Here is a 22,456-nt window from a genome sequence, read left to right as displayed (position 1 = left end):
TAACCGCCGTTTTTGGCGGTTACAGGGGCGATTTCCGGTCCTGCGGACACACTACCCCTGCGGCAGCAGCCCCCATTGTCGCGCACGGTACAGGTTCGCCAGGGCGAACAGGCTGTGCAGCTGCGCGGTGTTCTTCTTGAGGCCGCGGTAGCGCACCTTGCGATATCCGAACAGGTTCTTCACCACATGGAACGGATGCTCCACGATCGAACGCAACTGAGCCTTGTGCCGTTCAGCGGCGCGCACCTGATCGCGTTCGGGGCCCTCTGGCATCGCGCGTACCGTGCCGCGCTTGCGCGCGATGTGCGTCTCCGGACGATGGCCTTCCAGTCGCTTCTCCGCACCGATGTAGCCGGCATCGCCATGCAGGCTCGCTTCCTCGCCGTGGAGCAGTTCCGGCACCTGCGATACATCGGAGACGTTCGCCGCCGTGCCCTTCACGGTGTGAACCAGGCCGGTGACGACATCGGCCCCGATATGCGCCTTCATCCCGAAGTACCACTGGTTGCCTTTCCTCGCCTGGTGCATCTCTGGATCGCGCGCCTTCTCCCGGTTCTTGGTCGACGGCGGGGCCGCGATCAGGGTGGCGTCCACCACTGTGCCCTCGCGCAGCATCAGACCCCGCTGCTGCAGATGGGCGTTGATCCGGTCGAAGATCACCTGGGTCAGGTTGTGCTGCTCCAGCAGCCGGCGGAACTGCAGCAGGGTCGTGGCATCCGGGGCGTCTTCGCGGCTCAGGTCGATCCCGACAAAGCTCCGGATCGCCTGGCTGTCGTAGACCGCATCCTCGATCCCTTCATCCGACAGGTTGAAGCACTGCTGGGCCACGTACATCCGCAGCATCCGTTCCAGACCAATCGGCGGACGACCCCGCTTCCCCTTCGGGTAGTGCGGCTCGATCGCCTCCACCAGCGCCGCCCAGGGCGTGATCGCATCGATCTCCCCCAGAAAGCGGTCGCGCCGCGTCTGCTTACGCTTGGCGGAATACTCGAGATCGGAAAAGCTGCGCTGGGACATCGGCCATCACCTTGGGCAGGAAACCTGGCGCCATTATCCCAAACCCGCCAGGTGGGCGGGACCCACGGCGGAATAAATCAGTGTTTCCCTAAAGCCACTTGGTCGGCATGCCTCTTTGATCGCGGTGAATTTAGAAAATAAGATAGGAAGCGGGGTTCGGCTCGCTTGCTTTTTAGGCTGATGCAGGAAATATGACGCTGGAATGAGAAATGAGACTCTTTCTCCACAGCGGCAGCGTGCCCATAAGACCCCACTGCCGTGTAAAGAATCATCCCTCTATGAGGTTCGCGCCCCTTCGAGATTGCGAGAAAATCGCTTCGAGAAATCGCGGCAGCTTGGTCCCATAGAATTTTTCCATTACGAACACACGACACATATAGAAAAGGGACAGACGTTTCATCGGCGGCGATTGTTTTCACTGCCTGGTGAGTGCCGTCCGTGATTTTTTCAGAAATTTCACTCAGGCAAGCAGTACACCACTCCCTCGGAATCAACCCCAGCGGCGAGTCCTTGTAGAGCTCCGGTGTCTGCTCGGGGCTGGGGCGGAGCTGGCCGTTCTCGTCGATGCCGCGGGTCAGCAGGTCGTGTAGCAGGCCCTCCTTGACCTTCTCCAGCTTGGCGATCAGCGCCTCGGTCTTCTGGATCTGGATGTCGAGGGTGTCTAGGATGTCGGCGATAAGTTTTTGTTCCTTCCGCGCGACAGGGGACCGGACTTTTGCATCAAGGTAATCTTGAAATTTTAAATTGATAATGCCGGTGGTTTGTTGCTGGTACTGCAGAATATCAGGCTGTCGATAGAAACGAAGCAGAGCCCAATGAAGGAACTTGGGATCCACATCACCGGCTGGACGGAGGGTCTTGTAGAAATTCGAGGTGAGAAACGGTCCGTCACTTTCTTGCCCGGAATAGAATGCGACTCGTCCCACAGGCTTCTCGGGACTTCCGCCAGAAGCCTCCAGCATGACATCGCCATGTTGTAAGCGCTTTGTCTGGACAGCAGCGGGCGAGATCTGCCTGAGAGCTCCTTGTCCATTGATTCGCCCATCGGAATCAATATCCGTCGCCCGAAGCACACGTGCATTACCCGGTGACGGAGGGTCTCCCCATTCACCCGCATAGCTGGTGTTCAGGAGGTCTCTGATTCGCCGATACGCCCACTCAGACATACCCCAACCCCTCCAGATACTGCTGCAGCTCGCGAGCGGCGGCATCGCGCTCGGCCTCGATATCGGCAAGCGTTACCCGGTACTTGTCCCACCAGGTCTCGAAGGCGGCGATCACCTGCTGGCGTTGCTGGCGGACGTGGTGTTCGAGGATGCCCTTGAGGTCATTGTGCAGGATGGTGCCCACGAGCTCGGCGGCGGCGGGCTCGTCCAGGGCGTCCACGGCGGTGTTCAGGTGCGTCTCGAAGCTGGCGACCTTGGTCTTGTGCTCCTTGTTCAACTGCGTGCGCTCCTTTTTCGACTCTTTGATATCGTTTTGCCTTGCGTAGTCCGCCAAAGCACTGAGGGCTTCGTCCAAGTCATCGTCATGTTGCTCATCAGTATCAACGTCCCGCCCTGCCTCGGCGGCCTTGATGCGTGCATCCAGCTCGGCCTTGCGGGCGGCCAGGTCTTCGAGTTCGGCCACGTAGTCCCGCAGCAGGAAGTGCACCAGGCGGTGGTCCAGCGGGTTGGCCTTGTTCTGGTCGTCCTCGAGCTGGCTGATGATGGTGGTACGCCAGGCGTCCACCACGCCGAGGCAGCCGCGGGTCTGCAGGGTGCGGAATTCGTTCTTGTTGTCGAACCAGAACCCGGCAATGATGCCGCGCACCGCGAAGCGGTCGAGCATGCCGGTGGGCTCCAGGGCGGCGGAGAAGCTGCCCAGCAGCTCGTCGCGCAACTGCGTCAGGCGGCCGCCGTTGCCGGAGAGCGCGGTGATGCTGGCGCCGTGCTCGGCCCACCAGGCCTCGAAGGCGGCGAGCACGCGGGCCTCGCGGTCCTGCAGGCCGGTGTCGGCCTCGATGGCCGGCTTGAGGTCGCGCTTCTCGTTCAGGTGGTCGGCGAAGTCGACGTAGTCGGAATCGTCCGGACGGGGCGTGAACAGGTGCATCGGGTCCAGGCCCTGGGCGTCGAACAGGGGGCGCCGGGCCTCGATCTCCTTCAGCGGCACGCCGCCCTTGAGGTGGGCGCGCACGTCCTGGGGCTCGGGCGGCGGGGTGTTGTCGGCGTAGCGGCGGATGTTCAGGTTGTAGTCGTTCTCGCGCAGCTCCTCGAGCGGCACCACGCGGGCGAAGCCGGGCACGTCCTCGAAGGCATCCCAGGTGCTGACGATCTTCTCGATGTGCTCGGGCAGCAGGTGGTTCTGGGCGCGGCCCTCGTGGTACTCACGATCGGCGTTGATGAACAGCACGCGGCCCCGGCGCTCCTCGGGCTTGGCGCCCCTGGCGCGCAGCACGAGGATGCTGGCCGGGATGCCGGTGCCGTAGAACAGGTTGGGCGCCAGGCCGATCACCGCCTCCACCAGGTCGTCTTCCAGCAGACCGGCGCGGATGCGCTTCTCGTCGCCGCCGCGGAACAGCACGCCGTGCGGCATGACGGTGGCCAGGCGGCCGTTGGCGTTCAGGCTGGCGACCATGTGCTGCAGGAACATCAGGTCGGCCTTCTTGGCGCCCTCGGACACGCTGCCGTAGTGGAAGCGCTCGGGGAAGTGCGGGCTCGAGGTGTAGCCGATGGAGAACGGCGGGTTGGTGAGGATGCGGTCGAAGCGCTTGAGCTCGCCGCCCTCGACGTGCTGCGGGTCGGTGAGGGTGTCCTCGTTGCGCAGGTCGGCGCTGCTGATCCCGTGCAGCAGCATGTTCATCTTGGCGATGGCCCAGACCGAGCCGGAGGCCTCCTGCCCGAACAGGTTGAGTTTGCGCGTGTCGCCGCCCTGCTCTTCCAGGTTCTCCTTGGACAGGATCAGCATCCCGCCCGATCCCATGCACGGGTCGTACACGCTGTGGCCCTCCTGCGGGTCCATCAGCCGCACCATCATGCGGACCACCGGGCGTGGGGTGTAGAACTCGCCACCCTTCTTGCCGGCGGAGTCGGCGAAGTCGCGGATCAGATACTCGTAGGCGGCACCGAGCAGGTCGGGGAACTCGAAGTCCTCGTTGCGCAGGCGGTACTCGCTGAAGTGGACGATCAGGTCGCGCAGCTTCCTGTCCGGCAGCGTGGTGGAACCCACCTTGCGGGTGAAGTCGATGTGCTCCAGTACCCCGGCCAGGCTGGGGTTGTGCTCCTCCAGTCCGGCCAGCGCCTTGTTCAGCTTGTTGCCCACGGCCTGGTGGGCCTCGTTCAGCAAGTACTCCCAGCGCGCCTTGGGCGGCACGTAGAAGTCCGCCTTGTACCAGCTGGGCATCTCGACGAGCTTGGCGATCTCTTCCTCGCTTTTGCCGCTGGCGCGCAGGTTGTCGCGCACCTCTTCCCGCCGCTGCTCGAAGACGTCCGAACAGCGCTTCAGGAACAGCATGCCGAAGATGTACTCCTTGAACTCCGAGGCGTCCATGCGCCCACGAAGGATGTCCGCCGCCGCGAACAGGTGGCGCTCAAGCTGGTTCAGGGTCAGGATCATGGAGGCTATCGGTCCTTCGATCGGGTCAGGTACGGGGGCCGTTTAGGCGCTTGCCGCGACGACAGCGGTCGTGCGCGCGGTGCTTCATGCTATCGAGTCGGAATCCAGCCCGCCACGACGAAGCACCCTCAGCCGGCTAGCGGCAAAGTCGCAGCCCCACTCCTTGCGGAACATCCTTGCCTCCTCAATGCATGAACGACGAGGACTGGCATCATGACCGCACCGACCGAACTGTACCTGGACCCATTGCCGGACATGGGAGAACTCGGCCCATCCAATCTGCGCTTCACGCATGCTCCCTGCCCCGTTCGCATGCGGTTCCATGCCCATCCACTCACTCGAGGCTACCAACTGAAATGTCCCAAGTGCGGTCAGTGTATTGACCTATCTGAAGCGATGCTGGACGAGGCCGAAAGAGCGGCGATACTGCGGCTCCCAGACCCGGTTCGCTCCAGCCCCTCAGGACAAGATCCTGACGTGTTCCTGACCCTGCGCGACGAAACCTGAACGGCAAAGAAAGTGAAGGGCCATCACCAGGTCGGCGGTTCGAGCCCGTCCCGGGGAGCCAGACAAGATCAAGGGCCAGGTCTGCAATGCAGCCTGGCCCTTTTTCATGAATCTTGCGTGCACTCAGTCCGGCTCGTGTTCGATGGGGTCCAGCGACTGCAGGTAGGCCGCGATTGCCCGGCGGTCGTCACTGGTCAGGTAGGACGTGCCATGCTCGATCACGTCGGCCATGCTGCTACCGGCAAAGTCGCCGTCACGGGTGATGCCCATCTCCAGGTAGCGGGCGATATGGCGCGCGCCCCATCGGCCGATGCCCGTTTCCCGGTCTGGCGTTATATTGGGTGCCACGTCGCCATCCGGCATGCGGGCCCCTGCTCCGAGGCGCTCGAGGTCCAGCCCGCCGGTCCGGGTGCGCGGGGTATGGCATTCCATACAATGTCCCAGGGCCTGAGTCAGATAGGCGCCGCGGTTCCACTCCTCGGACTCGTCGGGATTCGCCTGGAATTCGCCCGGCTCGAAATGCAGCCACTTCCATACGCTCAGCGATGGCCGAAAGCGCACGAACCAGTCCAGATCATGCGGGGTGTTCTCCCTGGCGACCGGTTCGACCTCGGACTGCAGATAGGCCCATAACGCCTCCACGTCCTGGTCCGTCATCTTCGTGTATGCGGTGTACGGAAACGCCGGGTAGTAATGAGTGCCGTTCGGGCTGCGCCCTTCCCTCAGGGCCTGTTTGAAGTCGCCCTCCGACCAGCCGCCAATGCCGTGCTCTTCGTCCGGGGTAATATTCGGGCCGTAGAACACGCCGAAGGGGCTTTCGATCGGCCGCCCACCGGCCAGGAAGTCGCCATCCTCCGCGGTGTGACAGGTCACACACCCGCCGGCGCGCAAGACGTACTCGCCGTAGGCAATGCGCTCGTCCTCGCCCGCCTGGGGATCCTCTTCACCGATCTCCACCTCCGCCTGTGCGACGGAACCCCATGCAAGGGCGGCAATGGCCAGGGCCGGCAGCCAGACGGCCGGCCCTGTGCGCCTTGTCGTCACCACCACCGATCAGTCGCGGCGGAAGTCGTCGTGGCAGGCCTGGCAGGATTGCCCCAGGTTACGGAAGCGAATCGGGAGTTCGTCGTCGTCACCGGCTTCAACGGCGGCATGCAATGCCTCGGCCGCATCCTTGGTGTCCTGAGAGAGCTCCTTGAACCGGTCCCAGTCGTCCCAGATCTCCTCTTTGGCATCGGTATCGGGGAAATCACTGCCTTCAGGGAACAGTGCCGGGATGTCCGCGGTGAGATCCACCAGATGCCTGGTGTGCATCTCGAGGTTGTCGCCGAATTCGGCGCCGTCGACAACGACTGCGGCGATGGAGCCGACGTTCCCGCCGATGGACCGCATCACGCCCTGACGGTAATCAATAGTGGCCTCGTGCTCGTCAAAGGCATGTACGGAATGCACAGCACCCAAGCCCAACGCCAGGGTCCCGGCAACGGAAGCCGCAGTCAGAAAACGAAGGGGTTTTTCCATAGGTTGTCCTCCCTGTTCAAGGAACATCGAAAGTGCCGCCCAACCGCTGCGGCCTGCCACGTGCAGCCTTCAATATAGATGTCCAGCCGGCGTTCGCGCCATCCGCGTCTTCACGTCCCGCTCACGCCAGCCTTTCGACATTGACCCCATAAACTAGCGGGTGTTCCCCGAGACATCCTTGGCGCCTGTCGCGATACAATCCGGCTTCCATCCATCCATCCGCCCGGACACCGATGCCTGCCACCGATGAAATGGCCCTGCGCCAGGGGATTATCGACACCGCGCTCGAGACCAACCGCCGTGGTCTGAACCAGGGGACCTCGGGCAACGTCAGCGCGCGCCTGGGCGATGGCATGCTGATTACCCCGTCCGGCGTGCCCTACGAAGCCCTGCGCCCGGAGGACCTGGTCGCGGTTGACGCACAGGGACGCTGGCCAGATCATCAGAAGCCTTCCAGCGAGTGGCATTTTCATCGGGCGATCCTCCACGCACGCCCGGAGTTGAACGCCGTGGTGCATGTCCACTCGACCTACGCCAGCGTGGTCGCGATTCAGGGGCGTGATATCCCCGCCCTGCACTACATGGTGGCGGCGGCCGGGGGCAATTCGATCCGTTGTGCCCCTTATGCCACGTTCGGCACGGAGCAGCTTTCACGCTATGCGGTGGAGGCCCTGCAGGACCGACTGGCGTGCCTGCTGGCCAACCACGGCATGATTGCGACGGGGCCGGATCTCGCGCGGGCCCTGTGGCTGACCGAGGAAGTCGAGCTGCTCGCGCAGCAGTACGTGCTGAGCCTGCAAATTGGCGGCCCGCAGCTCCTCGGCGACGACGAAATGGCGCGCGTGCTGGAGAAGTTCCGGGACTACGGACCGTCCCGGGCCGCGCAAGACGGCTGATCTACAACCCGCCCAGCGGACTCGCGGACTCCGGGGCGCCCATCGGCGAAAATTCGCCCAGGTGGCGCGTTTGCTGGTAGTGCCCCAGGGCCCAGGACACCGACGGAAACGCGAGCTCCCCGGGCAGATCATTGAAGTCGAACAGCGCGACCTCCTTGGACTCGGGTCCGGGGGCAACGTCGTCCCCCAGCAGCTCGGCGCGGTAGATCATCTGCACCTGTCCGATGTGCGGCAGACTGTAGACCGCGAGCAGGCGATCAATACGCAGCCGGGCGCGTGCCTCCTCCCAGGCCTCCCGCTCCGCGCCCTGCTCGGTCGACTCGCCAAGCTCCATGTATCCTGCGGGCAGCGTCCAGTGACCTTTGCGCGGCTCGATCGCGCGGCGGCACAACAGGACCCTCTCTTCCCATGTGGCGACCACGCCGACCACAATCCGCGGGTTCTCGTAGTCCACGAAGCCACAGTGACTGCAGATCTTGCGTTCGCGGTCATCATTTTCGGGAACGGCCCGGTGAAATTCGGGACGGGGGATGCTGACGTCACGGGACATGGTATACCGTCGCTTTGCGGGTCCAGGACCACGCGCCGGAACGCGAGACCCGGGCGATGGTCTTTTCTGAGAGACGCTGTCGATGCAGCACAATTAACGCACCAAACGCCGCCAGGGGGCAGCGATGACACAGGGAACACGCTTCACCGTGGGTGAGCTGGTCCACCATACCAAGTTCGGCTACCGCGGTGTGATCGTCGAGGTCGATCCGGTCTACTCCGGCTCGGACGAATGGTACGAAACCGTGGCCAGGAGCCGCCCCCCCAAGGATCGGCCGTGGTACCACGTGCTGGTGGATGGATACTCGCACAGCACGTATGTGGCCGAACGCCATCTGGAACCCGATACCTCCGGCCAGCAGATCGATCATCCGGCACTGGGCCAGTTCTTCGATCACTTCCTCAACGGGCGCTACTGCCGCGGAAGCAATTCTCGCACCCACTAATCCGCCCTCCCCCGGGCCGGACAACGGACAGGACGACTCGATGACCCAGGACAACCGACGCAGCCGCGTCGTCACAGAAGGTCCACGCCGCACTCCCAACCGCGCCATGCTCAGGGCCGTGGGCTTCGGGGACGACGACTTCCAGCGTCCCATCGTTGGCATTGCCAACGCCCACAGCACGATCACTCCTTGCAACATGGGGATCGGAGCACTGGCCGAACGCGCGGAATCGGCCGTACGAGCCTCGGGCGGCATGCCGCAGACCTTCGGCACTATCACCATCTCCGACGGCATTTCGATGGGCACTCCAGGCATGAAGTACTCCCTCGTGTCGCGCGAGGTGATCGCCGATGCGATCGAGACGGTCGTCAATGGCCAGAGTCTGGACGGGTTGCTCGCCACCGGCGGCTGCGACAAGAACATGCCCGGCGCCATGATGGCGATCGCGCGGCTCAACGTGCCCGCGATCTTCGTCTATGGGGGCACGATCAAGCCCGGGCACTACAAGGGGCAGGATCTCACGATCGTCAGTGCATTCGAAGCCGTCGGACAGCATGGGGCGGGGAAGCTGTCGGATGCAGACCTGGCCGGCGTGGAGCGCAATGCCTGCCCGGGGGCCGGCTCGTGTGGTGGCATGTTCACAGCCAATACCATGTCCAGCGCCTTCGAGGCGATGGGCATGAGCCTGCCGGGCTCGTCGACTCAGGCGGCGGAGGATCCGGAGAAGGCCGAGTCCGCCGCCCGTTCCGCCGAAGTCCTCCTGGAAGCGATCCATGCCGACCGCAAGCCGCGCGACATCCTCACGCGCGAGGCCTTCGAGAACGCCCTGGCCGTGGTCATGGCCGTGGGGGGATCGACCAATGCCGTGCTCCACCTGCTCGCCATTGCCCACTGTGCAAACGTGCCGTTGACGCTCGACGATGTCGAAAACATCCGTCGCCGGACCCCGGTCCTGTGCGACCTGAAGCCCTCCGGTCGGCACGTGACCACGGAATTCCACGCCGTGGGCGGAACACCCCAGGTCATGAAGATTCTGCTGAACGGCGGACTTTTGCACGGCGACTGCCTGACCATTACCGGCCAGACCCTCGGCGAGGTCCTGGCCGACATTCCCGATGCACCACCATCGAACCAGGCCATCATCCGCCCGCTCGATGCCCCCCTGTACCCGCAGGGCCACCTGGCGATCCTGAAGGGCAATCTGGCGCCGGAAGGCAGCGTGGCCAAGATCACCGGGCTCAAGTCCACTTCGATTCGCGGGCCCGCACGCGTATTCGAATCCGAGGAGGAATGCCTGGACGCCATCCTGGCGGGTGGTATTCAGGCTGGAGATGTCATCGTGGTCCGTCACGAGGGTCCTCGTGGGGGGCCCGGTATGCGCGAGATGCTCGCCCCAACGGCGGCAATCATCGGTGCGGGTCTCGGCGATTCGGTTGCCCTGATTACCGACGGTCGCTTCTCCGGGGGCACCTACGGTCTCGTCGTCGGACATGTCGCGCCCGAGGCGGCACAAGGTGGACCCATTGCCCTTGTGCGCGAGGGCGACATCATCGAGGTCGATGCCGACCGTAATCGCCTCGCGCTCGAGATACCGGAGGACGAACTGGCGCGTCGCCGAAGTGCCTGGCAGCCCCCCCTGCCGCGCTTTGATCGGGGGGTGCTCGGGAAGTACAGCCGTCAGGTCGGATCCGCCAGTCGCGGTGCCGTAACCGACGACTTTCGCTGACCGCGGCCCCGATGACGCACCCGGATCCGCGCCACCCCGATTTCAGCATGATGCCTCCCGTGATCGGCTTCTTGCTGATCGCCAACGTGGCACTTTTCCTCGCTCTGCCCTGGCTGGGCGACTGGCTGATGACTCATTTCGCCCTGTGGCCTATCGGCACGCCCTCCATGATCCTCCAGGACGGGCAATGGCTACGCGTGCCGGACTTCCAGCTCTGGCAGCTGTTGACCTACGGGTTCCTGCACGGTGGCCTGGTTCACCTCTCGGTGAACATGTTTGCTGTCTGGATGCTGGGCGTGCAGATCGAGAACGCCTGGGGATCGAGGACCTTCGCCCTGTACTTTCTGATCTGCGTGATCGGTGCCGGGCTGGTACAACTCATGGTCACCGCCTACGGGGACAATGGGATGGTGTATCCCACTGTTGGGGCGTCCGGCGGCGTGTTCGGGGTCTTGCTGGCGTTCGGGATGATGTTCCCCAACCAGCGGCTTTATCTGTTCTTCCTCCCGATTCCGATCAAGGCAAAGTACTTTGTCATCGCCTACGGGGCGCTGGAACTCTACCTGGGAATCTCCGGCACCCTCGCCGGTATCGCGCATTTCGCGCATCTGGGGGGGATGGCATTTGGCTTCCTGGCCATCCAGTACTGGCGCGGCAGACTCCCGATCCGCCCGCGCCAGCGAAGATTCTGGTGGTGAGGTTTCAGGAGGCGCTGGCGCGGGATTTCAGATAGGCGCCAAAGTCATCCTTCAGCTCCGGGTGCATCAGCGCGAACTCCACAGTCGCCTCCAGATAGCCCAGTTTGCTTCCGCAGTCGAAGCGACGACCCTCGAAATTCAGGGCAGTTACGCGCTCTTCCTGAAGCAACTTCGCAATTGCGTCGGTCAGCTGGATCTCGCCCCCAGCCCCAGGCTCCTGCTCCGCCAGCAGCTCGAAGATGCGCGGGGTCAGGATATAGCGGCCCACGACCGCCACATTGGAGGGCGCGTCCGCGGGCTGCGGTTTCTCCACAATCCCGCGTACGTCCCAGGTGCGTGGGCCGGTTTGCACCGGGTCGATGATGCCGTACTGATGGGTACGGTCCGCCGGTACTTCTTCCACGCCCAGTACGCTGCATCCATGCTGGTTAAAGGCCTCGACCATCTGTTTCGTGGCACCGCCCTGCTCTTCCTCGATCAGGTCGTCCGCCAGGATCACTGCAAAGGGCTCGTTACGTACCACCGGCCGCGCGCAGGCTACCGCGTGTCCCAGACCCAGGGCCTCGGCCTGGCGCACGTACACACAGGTCACGTTGGACGGCACGATATTGCGCACCTTTTCCAGCATCTCCGTCTTGCCGCGTTCTTCGAGCTCCGTTTCAAGCTCGTAGGCCTTGTCGAAGTGATCGGGGATGGAACGCTTGTTGCGCCCGGTCACAAATACCAGCGTCTCGATACCCGCACGCACGGCCTCCTCCGCTGCATACTGAATCAGCGGCTTGTCGACGATCGGGAGCATCTCTTTGGGGTTGGCCTTGGTGGCCGGAAGAAAGCGGGTGCCCATGCCCGCGACAGGAAAAACAGCGGTACGGATCGGTGGCGTATTCGGGTTCATCCTGACTCCAGGTGGGAAAAGACGACGGGGATCGGCCCCGTCGTCCTCGATCGGGCTACTCGACCTCGATACGGTCGAGATTCATCTCCACCGTGCGCTCGCCGATGCCGGATACGTCCGTCAGCGCCTGCACCGAGGCAAACGGACCGTGGGCCTCGCGATGTTCAACGATCGCCTCGGCCTTGACCTGGCCGATGTTCTCCAGCGTCGCGAGTTCATCCGCCGATGCCGAGTTCACGTTCACCGGCGCCTGTCCGCCCGACGCCGTGACCAGCGCCAGCGGCAACACGCACAAGGCGGCGAAGAACCAGCATTTCACACAGTAGATGGCATTTTTCATGTTAACTGCTCCATGTTGAGTGATAACCGGCGCAACCCTTGCGCCAAGGTCATCCTAACGGGATCAGTGGCTCTGGAAAACCCTCTCCAGGCGATGTGCGAAATCGGTCGCAGCTGCCGCCGGATCGGCTGCCCGGGTAATGGGTCGACCCACCACAATGGCGCTGGCACCGGCCTTGATCGCGTTCTCCGGTGTCATCACCCTGCGCTGGTCGTCTCCTTCGGCGTCCGGAAGCCGGATTCCGGGGGTCACCAGCATCGGGCCAGAGCCCAGCTCCTCACGCAGAAGACTTGCCTCCTGCGCAGAACACACCAGACCCTCCAGCCCAGCCCGCGCGATGGCCAGATTGCCCAGCAGGCGCACCTGGGCCTCCGGGCTGCGCTGAACGCCAATCTCGCGCAGCGTGTGGGCGTCGCTGGAGGTCAGAACCGTAACTGCCAGAACAGCGGTGTGATCATTGACCTCGCGGACCGCTTCGTGCGCCGCCTGCATCATCTGCAAGCCGCCACTGGCGTGCACATTTACCAGCCACACCCCGGTTCGCGCCGCTGCCCGGCAGGCGGCGGCCACTGTGTTGGGGATATCGTGAAACTTGAGATCGAGGAATACCCGGAAGCCGAGATCGTGCAATCTGCCCAATAGATCGGGCCCGGCCACAACAAACAGCTCGAACCCGACCTTCAGAGCGCACAATGACGGATCGAGACGCTGCGCCAGTTGTATGGCACTGTCGGCATCGGCAAAGTCGAGTGCCACGATCAGACGCGGGGCTGGGGACTGAACGACGGCTCGCATGGCTCTTCCTGATTGAATGGGTTTCAGCGCGTCCCTTCGCGGACCAGCGCATCTTCAGCCTCCTCGGTAGAGGCATCGAGTTCAAAATCCAGCCCCCGCAGGGTATCCCATCGGCGACAGCTCGGACATTGCCAGACGTGCGCTCGACCCTGGTAGCCGCAGTTCATGCACTGGTACAGATGCTGGCTGCCGAGTTGATCCGAAAGTGCTTTTTCGAACGCGGCGAACTCCACGCTATATTCCTGCACTGCGGGAAGAATCTTCATCCAGCGCACGGCCTCGAGCAAACCCGATGTCGGCACCGGGCGTTGCGAAAGGATCATCCCGAGTTCGGAAAGTGCGGCATCCAGCCGCCCGGTGCGACGGTACAACCGCATCAATGCGATCCGCGCCACGGTGATCCCTCGGCTGTTCGCCAGATCTTCCAGGGTCTGCTCCAGCTGCCCAAGGCGGTTCTCACCTGGCAACGCCTGGTGCAGGCGTTCGAGGCGCGGCACAACCAGGGGTGCCAGCGGCGGCGTGCGGGCCACGGCCTCCCGGCCGTATGCAATTGCATCGGCGATGCGGTCTTCACGCTCAGCGATCTCGGACTTGATCAGCAACGCACGCGACAGCCCCGGGACCAGCTCTTCTGCGTGTACCGAGCGCTCAGAAGCGGTTGTGCGGTCACCATGTTCCAGCGCGATGGTCGCCAACTCGCAGTGATAATGCGCGATTCGAAGGTGTTCATTCGGCACATTGTGCGATTTCAGTCGCGTGCCGACCTCGATCGCACGCTCCCATTCACGTTGAGTTTCGTACACATGCTGCAGACCCTTCAGGGCCGGCACCGCCTGATGCGGCGAATCCGCAAGTTCGCGGAAGACCGCCTCGGCCCGATCGAGCACGCCGGCCAGCAAAAAGTCCTGCCCCAGCTCGTTCAGCGCCTGGGCCCGCTGCTCATCCTTCAGAGAAGGACGCGCCACCAGGTTTTGATGGATGCGGATCGCCCGATCGACCTCGCCTCGACGCCGGAACAGGCGTCCAAGAATCACATGGGTCTCAAAGGTTTCGTGGTCCACCTCCACCATTTCGATGAACGCTTGCAAGGCATCATCGGTACGGTCGTCCAGAAGATAGCGGACGCCCTCAAGGTAGCGATGAAGGGAGGGTTCCTGATCCCCCTGATCTTCCGGGTGGAGCCGACGGGCTACCCACCAGCCGCTTGCCGCCGCCACGGGCAACAACAGCCAGAACCAGTCGTTGATCACAAGACGCCCCTGGGCCCGGACAACGCCGCCAGGCATACCCTTTTCCACGCCATACAGCATACGCCACGGGTCGGGCCGGGCTGGGCGATCGTGTCACATCGGGTGATCAAAGAAAGAGCGTTCACAGGAAAAGAAACGGGCCATCCCAACCATACGGTCGATCGATTCTCGGACGGAGCGGAAGACATGGCGCGTCGCTTGTGCCTCAAGGCTAGCCTTCACCGGCCGCACTGTGCGCGCGGGCAAATGGGACTCCAGCGCGGGTATGCACAGTAATCTGCATTTCTCTAATAAAAATCTCGCATCGGGGCCGTTCGCATCTGCTCGACCTCGGTCTTCAGCGCGCGATTCTCCGCGCGCAGGTCCGCCACCTTCTGGTTCAGTCGGCGGATACGGAGAAGCAGGATTGCAGCCGTAACGACCACACCGACGAGCGCGGAAATGCCCAGCAGGACTACCAGGGGCGCTTGCACGTCGACCCATGGGAGACTCAGGGTCACCTGGCCCTCGTTGAACACTACAAGGATACCGATCGCCGAAGAGATCAGGATCAGCAAGGCAAACGCGACTGCGTTGCGGACCTGCTGGCGCCGTCGATCGGACATGCCGATTACTCGTCGACAACCGCGGGGTTATTGACCCGCTCGCGCAGTTCCTTGCCGGGTTTGAAATGCGGGACATGCTTGCCCGGTAGTGCCACCCCTTCCCCCGTCTTGGGATTGCGTCCCAGACGCGGCGGGCGGAAATGCAGGGAGAAGCTGCCGAAGCCACGAATCTCGACCCGCTGGCCATGCGCCAGGGCCTGACTCATCCGTTCCAGCAACGCCTTCACGCACATCTCGACATCCCGTGCGGGCAGGTGAGGCGATTTCTGGGCGAGGCTCTCGATCAATTCCGATTTGGTCATCTGACGCTCGTCACAGACAGAAGAAAGAGATCCGCAATACGCGGATAAAAAAACAGTCCACGGCATCCGTACGGACACCGTGGACTTTATTGTGACGGACTTAGTCGTTCTTGCCCATCTGTTCCTTCAGCAGATCGCCCAGGGAGGTCGTCGCGCTGCCGCTGGCGGAGTAGTCGGAGACCATCTCGGCCTCTTCGGCGCGGTCCTTGGCCTTGATCGACAGGCTGATCGCACGGGTCTTCTTGTCCACACCCATGAACTTGGCCTCAACCTCGTCGCCGACGTTCAGCACGGTACGCGCATCTTCCACACGGTCCTGGGAGATGTCAGCGGCACGGAGGATGCCGTCGATGCCGTCAGCCAGTTCGATCACCGCTGCCTTGGCGTCCACTTCCTTGACCGTGCCCTTCACGATGCTGCCCTTGGTGTGCTCGGCCACGAAGTTGGAGAACGGATCGCGGTCCAGCTGCTTCAGGCCCAGGGAGATACGTTCGCGCTCCGGATCCACCGACAGCACCACGGCCTCGACCTCGTCGCCCTTCTTGAAGTTGCGGATCGCCTCTTCACCAGCCTCGTGCCAGGACAGGTCGGACAGATGGATCAGGCCGTCGATGCCGCCGTCCAGGCCGACGAACACACCGAAGTCGGTGATCGACTTGATCTGGCCACGAACCTTCTCGCCACGGTTGTGGTTGGCGGCAAAGTCGTCCCACGGGTTGGACTGGCACTGCTTCATGCCCAGCGAGATGCGGCGGCGCTCTTCGTCCAGATCCAGGATCATCACCTCGACCTCGTCGCCGATAGCCACGACCTTGCCCGGGTTGACGTTCTTGTTGGTCCAGTCCATCTCGGACACGTGCACCAAGCCTTCCACGCCGTCTTCGATTTCCACGAAGCAGCCGTAGTCGGTGATGTTGGTGACCTTGCCAAAGATGCGGGTGCCGGTCGGGTAACGGCGGGTGATGTTCTCCCACGGGTCCTCGCCCAGCTGCTTCAGGCCCAGCGAGACACGCATGCGCTCACGGTCGAACTTCAGCACCTTGACCTCGACTTCCTGGCCGATCTCGACCACGTCGGACGGATGCTTCACGCGCTTCCAGGCCATGTCGGTGATGTGCAGCAGGCCGTCGATGCCGCCCAGATCCAGGAACGCACCGTAGTCGGTCAGGTTCTTCACGATACCCTTCACGACCGCGCCTTCCTGCAGGTTCTTCAGCAGCTCTTCGCGCTCGGCGCTGTATTCCTGCTCGACCACGGCGCGGCGGGACACGACCACGTTGTTGCGGCGGCGGTCCAGCTTGATGAGCTTGAACTCCAGTTCCTTGCCTTCCAGGTACGCGGTATCGCGCACCGGACGTACATCCACGAGTGAACCAGGCAGGAACGCCCGGATGTCTCCCAGCTCGACGGTGTAGCCGCCCTTGACCTTGCCGGAGATCTTGCCGGTGACGTACTGCTCTTCCTCCATCGCACCTTCAAGACGATCCCAGGCCTTGGCCCGCTTGGCCTTCTCGCGCGACATGCGCGTCTCGCCGAAACCGTCTTCCGGGGTTTCGAGGGCCACTTCGACGACATCGCCGACCTTGACCTCGAGCTCACCCTCGTCGTTCATGAACTGCTCGGTGGGGATGACCCCCTCGGACTTCAGGCCGGCATTGACCACGACCACATCCGGGGTGACCTCAATGACGGTGGCACTGAGGATGGCACCCGGCTGCATCTGGGTGTAGGCCATGCTCTCTTCGAGCAGTTGCGCGAAACTTTCACTCATGGATTTAAAAACCTGTGATTAAACAAACTCTTGAAGAAACTTCCTGCAAGAGGGTTTGAACGTTAATGAACCCGCTTCGAGGCTATCCCTCGATTCGGGGGCTTTTTTCCGGGAGTACGTCCCGGAGGCGCTCCAGGATCATGTCCACCACGCTGACGATGTCGAGTTCTGTGGTATCCAGCACCCAGGCATCTTCGGCGGGCTTGAGGGGGGCCACGCTGCGCTCGCGGTCACGGCGGTCGCGCGCCTCCATCTCGTCCTGAAGGGCGGAAAGATTAGCACTAAGTCCTTGTTCCTTCAACTGCATGTAACGCCTGCGTGCCCGCTCCTCCGCAGAGGCCGTCAGGAAGATCTTGAGGTCCGCGTCCGGGAACACCACGGTGCCCATGTCACGCCCGTCCGCGACCAGTCCCGGGGTCTGCACAAACGCACGCTGGCGATCCAGCAAGGCCTCACGCACCGCGGGCAGCGCGGCGACCTGCGAGGCATCGGAACCGGCCTGTTCGGTCCGCAGGAGAACGTCCACCGGCTGCCCCTCGAGCAGGGTTGTCACCCGTGTCGCATCGCCGTCGATCTCGAAGCTGACGTCCAGGGCGGTGGCCAGGCGCTCAAGGCCTTCGATGTCCGTCAGCTCCACCCCATGCTGGCGAGCAGCCAGGCCCAGCAGTCGGTACAGGGCCCCACTGTCGAGCAGGTGCCAGCCCATCGCGGCGGCGACACGCATGCATACCGTCCCCTTGCCGGCCCCACCGGGGCCATCGATCGTGAGCACCGGGATCGTTCCTGTCATGCCGCCTCCAGTGCCAGGCCGGCGGTTCGGGCGAGATCCACAAACCCCGGGAACGACGTGGCCACGTTTGCGCAGTCACGGATGCGTATCGGGGCACTGGAGCGCAGCCCCGCCATCGCGAACGACATCGCGATGCGGTGGTCGCCATGGCTGTCGACCTCCCCGCCGGAGAAGCCCTCGCCGCCCTGGATGCGAATACCATCGGGCTGTACCGTGCACTGCACGCCCAGCGCCTGAAGGCCATCCGCCATCACCTGGATGCGATCGCTCTCCTTGACCCGCAGCTCTTCCGCGCCGGTCAGTACCGTCTCGCCCTCGGCGCAGGCCGCTGCGACAAAGATGGCCGGGAATTCGTCGATCGCCAGCGGCACCAGCTCGGTCGGGATTTCGATCCCCTTGAGGGGGGCGGCGTGCACCTCGATATCGGCCACCGGTTCACCCCCGGCTTCGCGTTGGTTCTCCACGCGGATATCCGCGCCCATCAGACGCAGGATGTCGATCACACCGGTTCGGGTCGGATTGATCCCGACATGCGCCAGGCGCATCTGCGACCCCGTCGCGATGCTCGCCCCCACCAGGAAGAAGGCGGCCGAGGAGATGTCCGCGGGGACATCCACCGAACTCGCCTGCAGGCGCCCGCCCCCGGTAACACAGGCCTTCGGGCCATCCCGCGTTACCACGCAGCCGAAGCCATTCAGCATGCGCTCGGTATGATCCCGGGTGGGCGCGGGCTCGGTCACACAGGTTTTCCCTTCTGCCCACAGCCCCGCAAGCAGGATCGCGGACTTTACCTGGGCGCTGGCTACCTGCAGTACATGGTCGGTACCCCGCAGAGGTGCTCCCCCCCGTATGCGCAAGGGCGGAGTACCCGCCTCGCTGGTCTCGATCTGCGCCCCCATGCGCGCCAGGGGGTCGGTGACCCGGCGCATCGGGCGACGTGTCAGGGATTCATCACCAATCAGTTCGCTGTCGAAAGCCTGCCCGGCGAGGACCCCGCACAGCAGCCGCATCGCGGTGCCCGAGTTTCCCATGTCCAGCGGGCCGTCCGGCTCCTGAAGGCCATGCAGGCCCTGCCCCTGGATCACGACCTCGCCGGGCCCCTTGCGCTCGATCGGCACGCCCATCGCGCGAAAGGCCTCCAGCGTCGCCAGGCAATCGGCCCCTTCGAGAAAGCCGCTGACACGTGTCTCGCCCTCGGCCAGGGCGCCCAGCATGATCGAGCGATGGGAAATGGACTTGTCGCCCGGCACACGGGCCACGCCGGAGAGCGTGCCCCCCGGCTGTACGGTAAAGGTGTTCATGTTTCAGGTATCCAGTTGTGCATCCGCCGGGTCACAAAAGCGATCCCGGGTTTCCTTTGCATGGCGAAAACGTGCTTCGATCGCGGGCCCGTCGGCCGACTCGATCATCCCGCGCAGCTGCTCCAGGTCGCCCTGGTAGCGCTCGATCACCTCGAGGATCGCCGCGCGGTTGGCCAGACAGATATCGCGCCAGACCACCGGGTCCGACGAGGCAATACGGGTGAAGTCGCGAAACCCGCCCGCCGCATAATGAAAGATCTCGTCGCGCTCGCTCATATCCGACAGCGACGCCACCAGCGTGTAGGCCAGCACATGCGGCAGGTGGCTCGTGGCCGCGAGGACCCGGTCGTGATGGGCGGGTGTCATGAACTCCACCCGCGCACCGGTCGCCTGCCACATCTGTGCGATGCGGTCGCTGGCCATCGGATTGGTCGCATCCGCCGGGGTCAGGATCACCAGCCGGTCCCGAAAGAGGCCGGGAAACGCGGCCGTTACCCCGCTCTTCTCGGTCCCGGCAATCGGGTGGCCGGGCACGAACTGGCGCGGCGTGGTGCCAAAGCCCTCGGTCACCGCGTCGATCACGGCCTGCTTGCTCGAGCCGACGTCGGTCAGCGGGCTGTCTTCCGGCCAGCAGCCAGCCAGATCGCGTGCCAGCGGGCCCATTGCCCCCAGCGGCACTGCCAGTACGCCGATATCCGCCCCTTCCGCGGCCTCGGCCACCGAGGTCGTCCAGCGGTCAATCACGCCCAGACGTTCGGCCTCGCGCAGGTTGTCCGCATTGCGCGAACAGCCCACGACCTCGCGTACCGCACCTGCCTCGCGCAGGGCAAGCGCGAGCGAGCCACCGATCAGACCAACCCCAAAGATGACCAGCCGCTCGATCATCCCAGCGCCCGATCCAGCGCTTGCAGGAAGCGTTCGTTGTCCTGGGCCGTGGAGACCGTCACCCGCAGATGCCCCGGCAGCCCGTAGTTCTCTACGGGGCGGGTGATCACACCTTCACGTTGCAGCGCCTCGTATACCGGCCCCGCATCACGTCCGGTGTCGAAGGTAATGAAGTTGCCCACCGACGGGATCACGCGCAATCCCCGTTCGCGCAGACCTTCTTCTAGCTGTACCAGGCCCTCGCGATTGACGCGCACCGAACGCTCGATATGGGCGGAGTCCCCCAGCGCGGCGAGGCCCGCGGCCTGCGCGACCGCGTTCACATTGAACGGCTGGCGCACGCGATTGAGCAGTTCCGCGACCGCGGGCGAACTGATCGCGTATCCCAGGCGCAGGCCGGCAAGGCCCTGAATCTTGGAAAACGTGCGGGTCACGATCAGATTCGGGTAGCGCGCGACCCACTGGGTGGTGTCGGGATAGTCTTCCTGCTCGACATATTCCGCATACGCCTCGTCGATCACCACCAGCGTGGTGGCCGGCATCGCCGCTACAAAGGCTTCGAGCGACGCACGTCCGACCCAGGTGCCGGTCGGGTTGTTCGGATTCGCCAAGAACACCACCCGCACGGTCTCATCCACCGCTTTCCGCATCGCCGCCAGATCGTGCCCGTAGGGCTGTTCCAGGTCGGTCGCAGGCAGTGCTTCCACCACCCGTGCCTCGGCCCCTGCCGCCTGGGTAACCAGCGGGTAAACCGCAAAGGCATGAGCCGAAAAGACCGAGGCCCTTCCGGGCGCCAGCCACGCCCGCGCAATCAGCTCCAGGATCTCGTTGGATCCATTGGCGAGGGTAATGGTATCCGCATCGACACCATGCCGGGCAGCCAGCGCCGCCTTCAGTTCGAAGCCTGCCCCATCGGGATAGATATGGGCCTCGCTCATCGCCGCGCGTGCGGCCTCCACCGCCTGGGGCGAGGGCCCCAGTGGATTTTCGTTGGAGGCCATCTTGATCGCCTGCTGGATGCCCAGCTCCCGCTCGAGCGCCGCGATCGGCTTGCCCGGCTGATAGGGCGTCAGGCCCCGAACGCCATCCACGGCAAGCGCGGCGGCATCAAAGCCACCCGGGTTCTGGTCGGACACGGGGTTGCGTGAAGCCATGGAATGCCTCGATTAGGGGAACACGGATTCATGCACGCGCTCGCGCTCGAGTCGCTTTTGCGTGCGAACAAGGCGCGGTGACTGCCGTGCAGTCTTTCTGCACAAAGGAACCGCAACGCCGTTCCCGCGCAAAAGCGACCGAGCCGCTTGGGGTTGGTACCCCAGGTTCCCCGATCCTGCGTTGCGCCCCGAATCAATCAACAACGGGCGGGTAGAACCACTACCCGCTGCGTACCGCGCCTTGTCTCGGGAAACCTGGGGTATCAACGCGAGCGTGTGCATGAGTCAGTGTTCCCCTCAGGTTGCGGCCTGAGGATAGCTCCCCAGCACCTTGACGGTATCGGCGGTCTGTCGCAGCTGTTCCAGACAATCGCGGATTGCCGGATCCTTCTGGTGGCCCACCAGATCCAGGAAGAACACATAGGTCCACTGGGTGCAGCGCGAGGGGCGCGACTCGATCCGGGTCAGGCTGATGCCGGCCTCGGCGATCGGTTTGAGCAGCGCGTACAGCGATCCTGGCCGGTTCGCGGTGCTGAGCATAATCGAGGTCCGGTCGGCACCACTCGGCTCGGTCGCCGCAGTGCCGATAATCAGGAAGCGGGTGGTGTTGTCGGCGCGGTCCTCGACATGCTGCACCCGCAGCGGAACGCCATAGTGCTCGGCGGCCACGCGGCTGGCGATCGCCGCGCTTTCCGGGTCTTTGGCAGCCACCTCAGCCGCCCGCGCGTTGGAGGACACCGCCTCGCGTTCCGCGTGTGGCAGGTGGGTATCCAGCCACTGCCGGCACTGGGCCAGCGCCTGGGCGTGCGCACGGACACGGCGAATCTGGCTCAGGTCCTCGGCCTGCGCCAGAAGATGATGATGGATCGGCGTCACGACCTCGCCGCAAATCTGCAGCGGCGAGTCGAGGAAGCAGTCCACGGTATGCGTGACGACACCCTCGGAGCTGTTCTCGATGGGCACCACGCCGAACTGCGCTCGCCCCGCTTCCACCGCCCCAAACACTTGATCGATCGAAGTCAGCGGGGTTGTCTCCACCGCGTGACCAAAGTGCTTGCGCGCCGCCAGGTGGGTAAAGGTCCCTTCGGGGCCCAGATAGGCGACCGTCAGCGGATGTTCCAGCGCCAGACACTCGGACATGATCTCCCGGAACAGCCGAACCACCGCCTCGCCGGACAAGGGTCCGGGGTTTTCTTCGCGCACGCGCCGCAGGATCTCGGCCTCGCGCTCCGGTCGGTAGAACACCGGGTTCGGCTCGAAATCGCGCTTGACCCGCGCGACCGCCTCGGCGCAGCGAGCGCGTTCGCTGAGAAGCTCCAGCAACTGCCCGTCGAGCTCGTCGATGCGGTTGCGCAAGGACCCGAGGTCTTCCGGCCCCGTAGCGGCTTTCGGCGATGGCCCCTTCTTCGTCACG

At 63.9% G+C, this 22,456-nt stretch carries 23 protein-coding genes; 5 read left to right on the top strand and 18 right to left on the bottom strand.

Annotation, left to right across the window (positions count from 1 at the left end; translation table 11 throughout):
- Window positions 1–51 precede the first annotated feature (51 nt).
- The 3 genes from F813_RS0110100 to F813_RS0110090 form a co-directional block, all read right to left on the bottom strand.
- Window positions 52–1,017: an IS5 family transposase gene (locus tag F813_RS0110100; RefSeq protein WP_012981492.1), complete on the bottom strand. Its 966-nt coding sequence runs from the start codon at window positions 1,015–1,017 to the stop codon at window positions 52–54.
- Window positions 1,018–1,094: 77 nt separating this feature from the next.
- Window positions 1,095–2,183: a restriction endonuclease subunit S gene (locus tag F813_RS13815; RefSeq protein WP_081601309.1), complete on the bottom strand. Its 1,089-nt coding sequence runs from the start codon at window positions 2,181–2,183 to the stop codon at window positions 1,095–1,097.
- Window positions 2,176–4,611, bottom strand: coding sequence for a class I SAM-dependent DNA methyltransferase (locus F813_RS0110090; RefSeq protein ID WP_017926448.1), 2,436 nt, complete (start codon window positions 4,609–4,611; stop codon window positions 2,176–2,178). Before F813_RS0110090 ends, F813_RS13815 begins: the two co-directional genes overlap by 8 nt.
- Window positions 4,612–4,824: 213 nt before the next feature.
- Here F813_RS0110090 and F813_RS14120 point away from each other — a divergent pair, with 213 nt between their 5' ends.
- A complete protein-coding gene (locus tag F813_RS14120; RefSeq protein ID WP_081601308.1) occupies window positions 4,825–5,118 on the top strand; it encodes a hypothetical protein in 294 nt (97 codons plus the stop codon).
- Between the two features lie 123 nt (window positions 5,119–5,241).
- Here the strand turns inward: F813_RS14120 and F813_RS0110080 are convergent, their stop codons facing one another.
- Complete coding sequence (locus tag F813_RS0110080) at window positions 5,242–6,168, bottom strand: c-type cytochrome (protein ID WP_026148246.1); 927 nt, start codon at window positions 6,166–6,168, stop codon at window positions 5,242–5,244.
- A gap of 3 nt (window positions 6,169–6,171) precedes the next feature.
- Window positions 6,172–6,639, bottom strand: a complete 468-nt coding sequence (locus tag F813_RS0110075; RefSeq protein ID WP_017926445.1) for a cytochrome c — start codon at window positions 6,637–6,639, stop codon at window positions 6,172–6,174.
- Between the two features lie 233 nt (window positions 6,640–6,872).
- On the opposite strand from F813_RS0110075, the gene F813_RS0110070 reads away from it, so the two are divergent.
- Window positions 6,873–7,535 (top strand): L-fuculose-phosphate aldolase, encoded by a 663-nt coding sequence (locus tag F813_RS0110070; protein ID WP_012982623.1) that lies wholly within the window; start codon window positions 6,873–6,875, stop codon window positions 7,533–7,535.
- A gap of 1 nt (window position 7,536) precedes the next feature.
- On the opposite strand, the gene F813_RS0110065 is transcribed toward F813_RS0110070, so the two are convergent.
- The gene (locus tag F813_RS0110065; RefSeq protein ID WP_017926444.1) at window positions 7,537–8,085 is read right to left on the bottom strand and encodes an NUDIX hydrolase; all 549 of its coding nucleotides are present in this window, start codon (window positions 8,083–8,085) and stop codon (window positions 7,537–7,539) included.
- 124 nt (window positions 8,086–8,209) lie between these two features.
- Between F813_RS0110065 and hspQ the strand changes: the two genes are divergently transcribed.
- Genes hspQ through F813_RS0110050 form a run of 3 tightly spaced genes read left to right on the top strand, consistent with a single transcriptional unit; the run spans window position 8,210 to window position 10,954 of the window.
- Window positions 8,210–8,530, top strand: a complete 321-nt coding sequence (hspQ, locus tag F813_RS0110060; RefSeq protein WP_012982621.1) for a heat shock protein HspQ — start codon at window positions 8,210–8,212, stop codon at window positions 8,528–8,530.
- 40 nt (window positions 8,531–8,570) lie between these two features.
- Entirely contained in the window at window positions 8,571–10,256 is a 1,686-nt protein-coding gene (gene ilvD, locus F813_RS0110055) for a dihydroxy-acid dehydratase (RefSeq protein WP_017926443.1), read from the top strand.
- A gap of 11 nt (window positions 10,257–10,267) precedes the next feature.
- The gene (locus tag F813_RS0110050) at window positions 10,268–10,954 is read left to right on the top strand and encodes a rhomboid family intramembrane serine protease (protein WP_017926442.1); all 687 of its coding nucleotides are present in this window, start codon (window positions 10,268–10,270) and stop codon (window positions 10,952–10,954) included.
- A 4-nt stretch (window positions 10,955–10,958) separates the two neighbouring features.
- Here F813_RS0110050 and galU read toward each other — a convergent pair whose 3' ends face one another.
- From galU to pheA, 12 genes are all read right to left on the bottom strand, one after another.
- Window positions 10,959–11,849, bottom strand: coding sequence for a UTP--glucose-1-phosphate uridylyltransferase GalU (gene galU, locus F813_RS0110045; protein ID WP_017926441.1), 891 nt, complete (start codon window positions 11,847–11,849; stop codon window positions 10,959–10,961).
- Between the two features lie 55 nt (window positions 11,850–11,904).
- Entirely contained in the window at window positions 11,905–12,189 is a 285-nt protein-coding gene (locus tag F813_RS0110040) for a ComEA family DNA-binding protein (protein WP_017926440.1), read from the bottom strand.
- 63 nt (window positions 12,190–12,252) lie between these two features.
- Complete coding sequence (gene pyrF, locus F813_RS0110035) at window positions 12,253–12,984, bottom strand: orotidine-5'-phosphate decarboxylase (protein WP_017926439.1); 732 nt, start codon at window positions 12,982–12,984, stop codon at window positions 12,253–12,255.
- 23 nt (window positions 12,985–13,007) lie between these two features.
- Complete coding sequence (locus tag F813_RS0110030) at window positions 13,008–14,234, bottom strand: tetratricopeptide repeat protein (RefSeq protein WP_026148245.1); 1,227 nt, start codon at window positions 14,232–14,234, stop codon at window positions 13,008–13,010.
- A 287-nt stretch (window positions 14,235–14,521) separates the two neighbouring features.
- Complete coding sequence (locus F813_RS0110025; RefSeq protein ID WP_012982613.1) at window positions 14,522–14,839, bottom strand: lipopolysaccharide assembly protein LapA domain-containing protein; 318 nt, start codon at window positions 14,837–14,839, stop codon at window positions 14,522–14,524.
- 5 nt (window positions 14,840–14,844) lie between these two features.
- Entirely contained in the window at window positions 14,845–15,207 is a 363-nt protein-coding gene (locus tag F813_RS0110020; protein WP_255324803.1) for an integration host factor subunit beta, read from the bottom strand.
- A gap of 34 nt (window positions 15,208–15,241) precedes the next feature.
- Window positions 15,242–16,912, bottom strand: a complete 1,671-nt coding sequence (gene rpsA, locus F813_RS0110015) for a 30S ribosomal protein S1 (protein WP_026148244.1) — start codon at window positions 16,910–16,912, stop codon at window positions 15,242–15,244.
- 82 nt (window positions 16,913–16,994) lie between these two features.
- Entirely contained in the window at window positions 16,995–17,702 is a 708-nt protein-coding gene (cmk, locus tag F813_RS0110010; RefSeq protein ID WP_017926435.1) for a (d)CMP kinase, read from the bottom strand.
- Window positions 17,699–19,003 (bottom strand): 3-phosphoshikimate 1-carboxyvinyltransferase, encoded by a 1,305-nt coding sequence (aroA, locus tag F813_RS0110005; protein ID WP_017926434.1) that lies wholly within the window; start codon window positions 19,001–19,003, stop codon window positions 17,699–17,701. Before aroA ends, cmk begins: the two co-directional genes overlap by 4 nt.
- Before the next feature lie 3 nt (window positions 19,004–19,006).
- Window positions 19,007–19,888, bottom strand: coding sequence for a prephenate dehydrogenase/arogenate dehydrogenase family protein (locus tag F813_RS0110000; protein WP_017926433.1), 882 nt, complete (start codon window positions 19,886–19,888; stop codon window positions 19,007–19,009).
- On the bottom strand, window positions 19,885–21,042 hold the full coding sequence (gene hisC, locus F813_RS0109995; RefSeq protein ID WP_017926432.1) for a histidinol-phosphate transaminase: 1,158 nt from the start codon (window positions 21,040–21,042) through the stop codon (window positions 19,885–19,887). Before hisC ends, F813_RS0110000 begins: the two co-directional genes overlap by 4 nt.
- Window positions 21,043–21,339: 297 nt before the next feature.
- Entirely contained in the window at window positions 21,340–22,398 is a 1,059-nt protein-coding gene (gene pheA / locus F813_RS0109990; protein ID WP_017926431.1) for a prephenate dehydratase, read from the bottom strand.
- Window positions 22,399–22,456 lie beyond the last annotated feature (58 nt).

It is taken from the genome of Thioalkalivibrio sp. HL-Eb18 (genome assembly GCF_000364985.1).
In the GTDB taxonomy this organism is placed as follows: domain Bacteria; phylum Pseudomonadota; class Gammaproteobacteria; order Ectothiorhodospirales; family Ectothiorhodospiraceae; genus Thioalkalivibrio.
The sequence above is the reverse complement of the archived record's forward strand: the minus strand, read 5'-3'. Positions and strand labels throughout refer to the sequence as shown.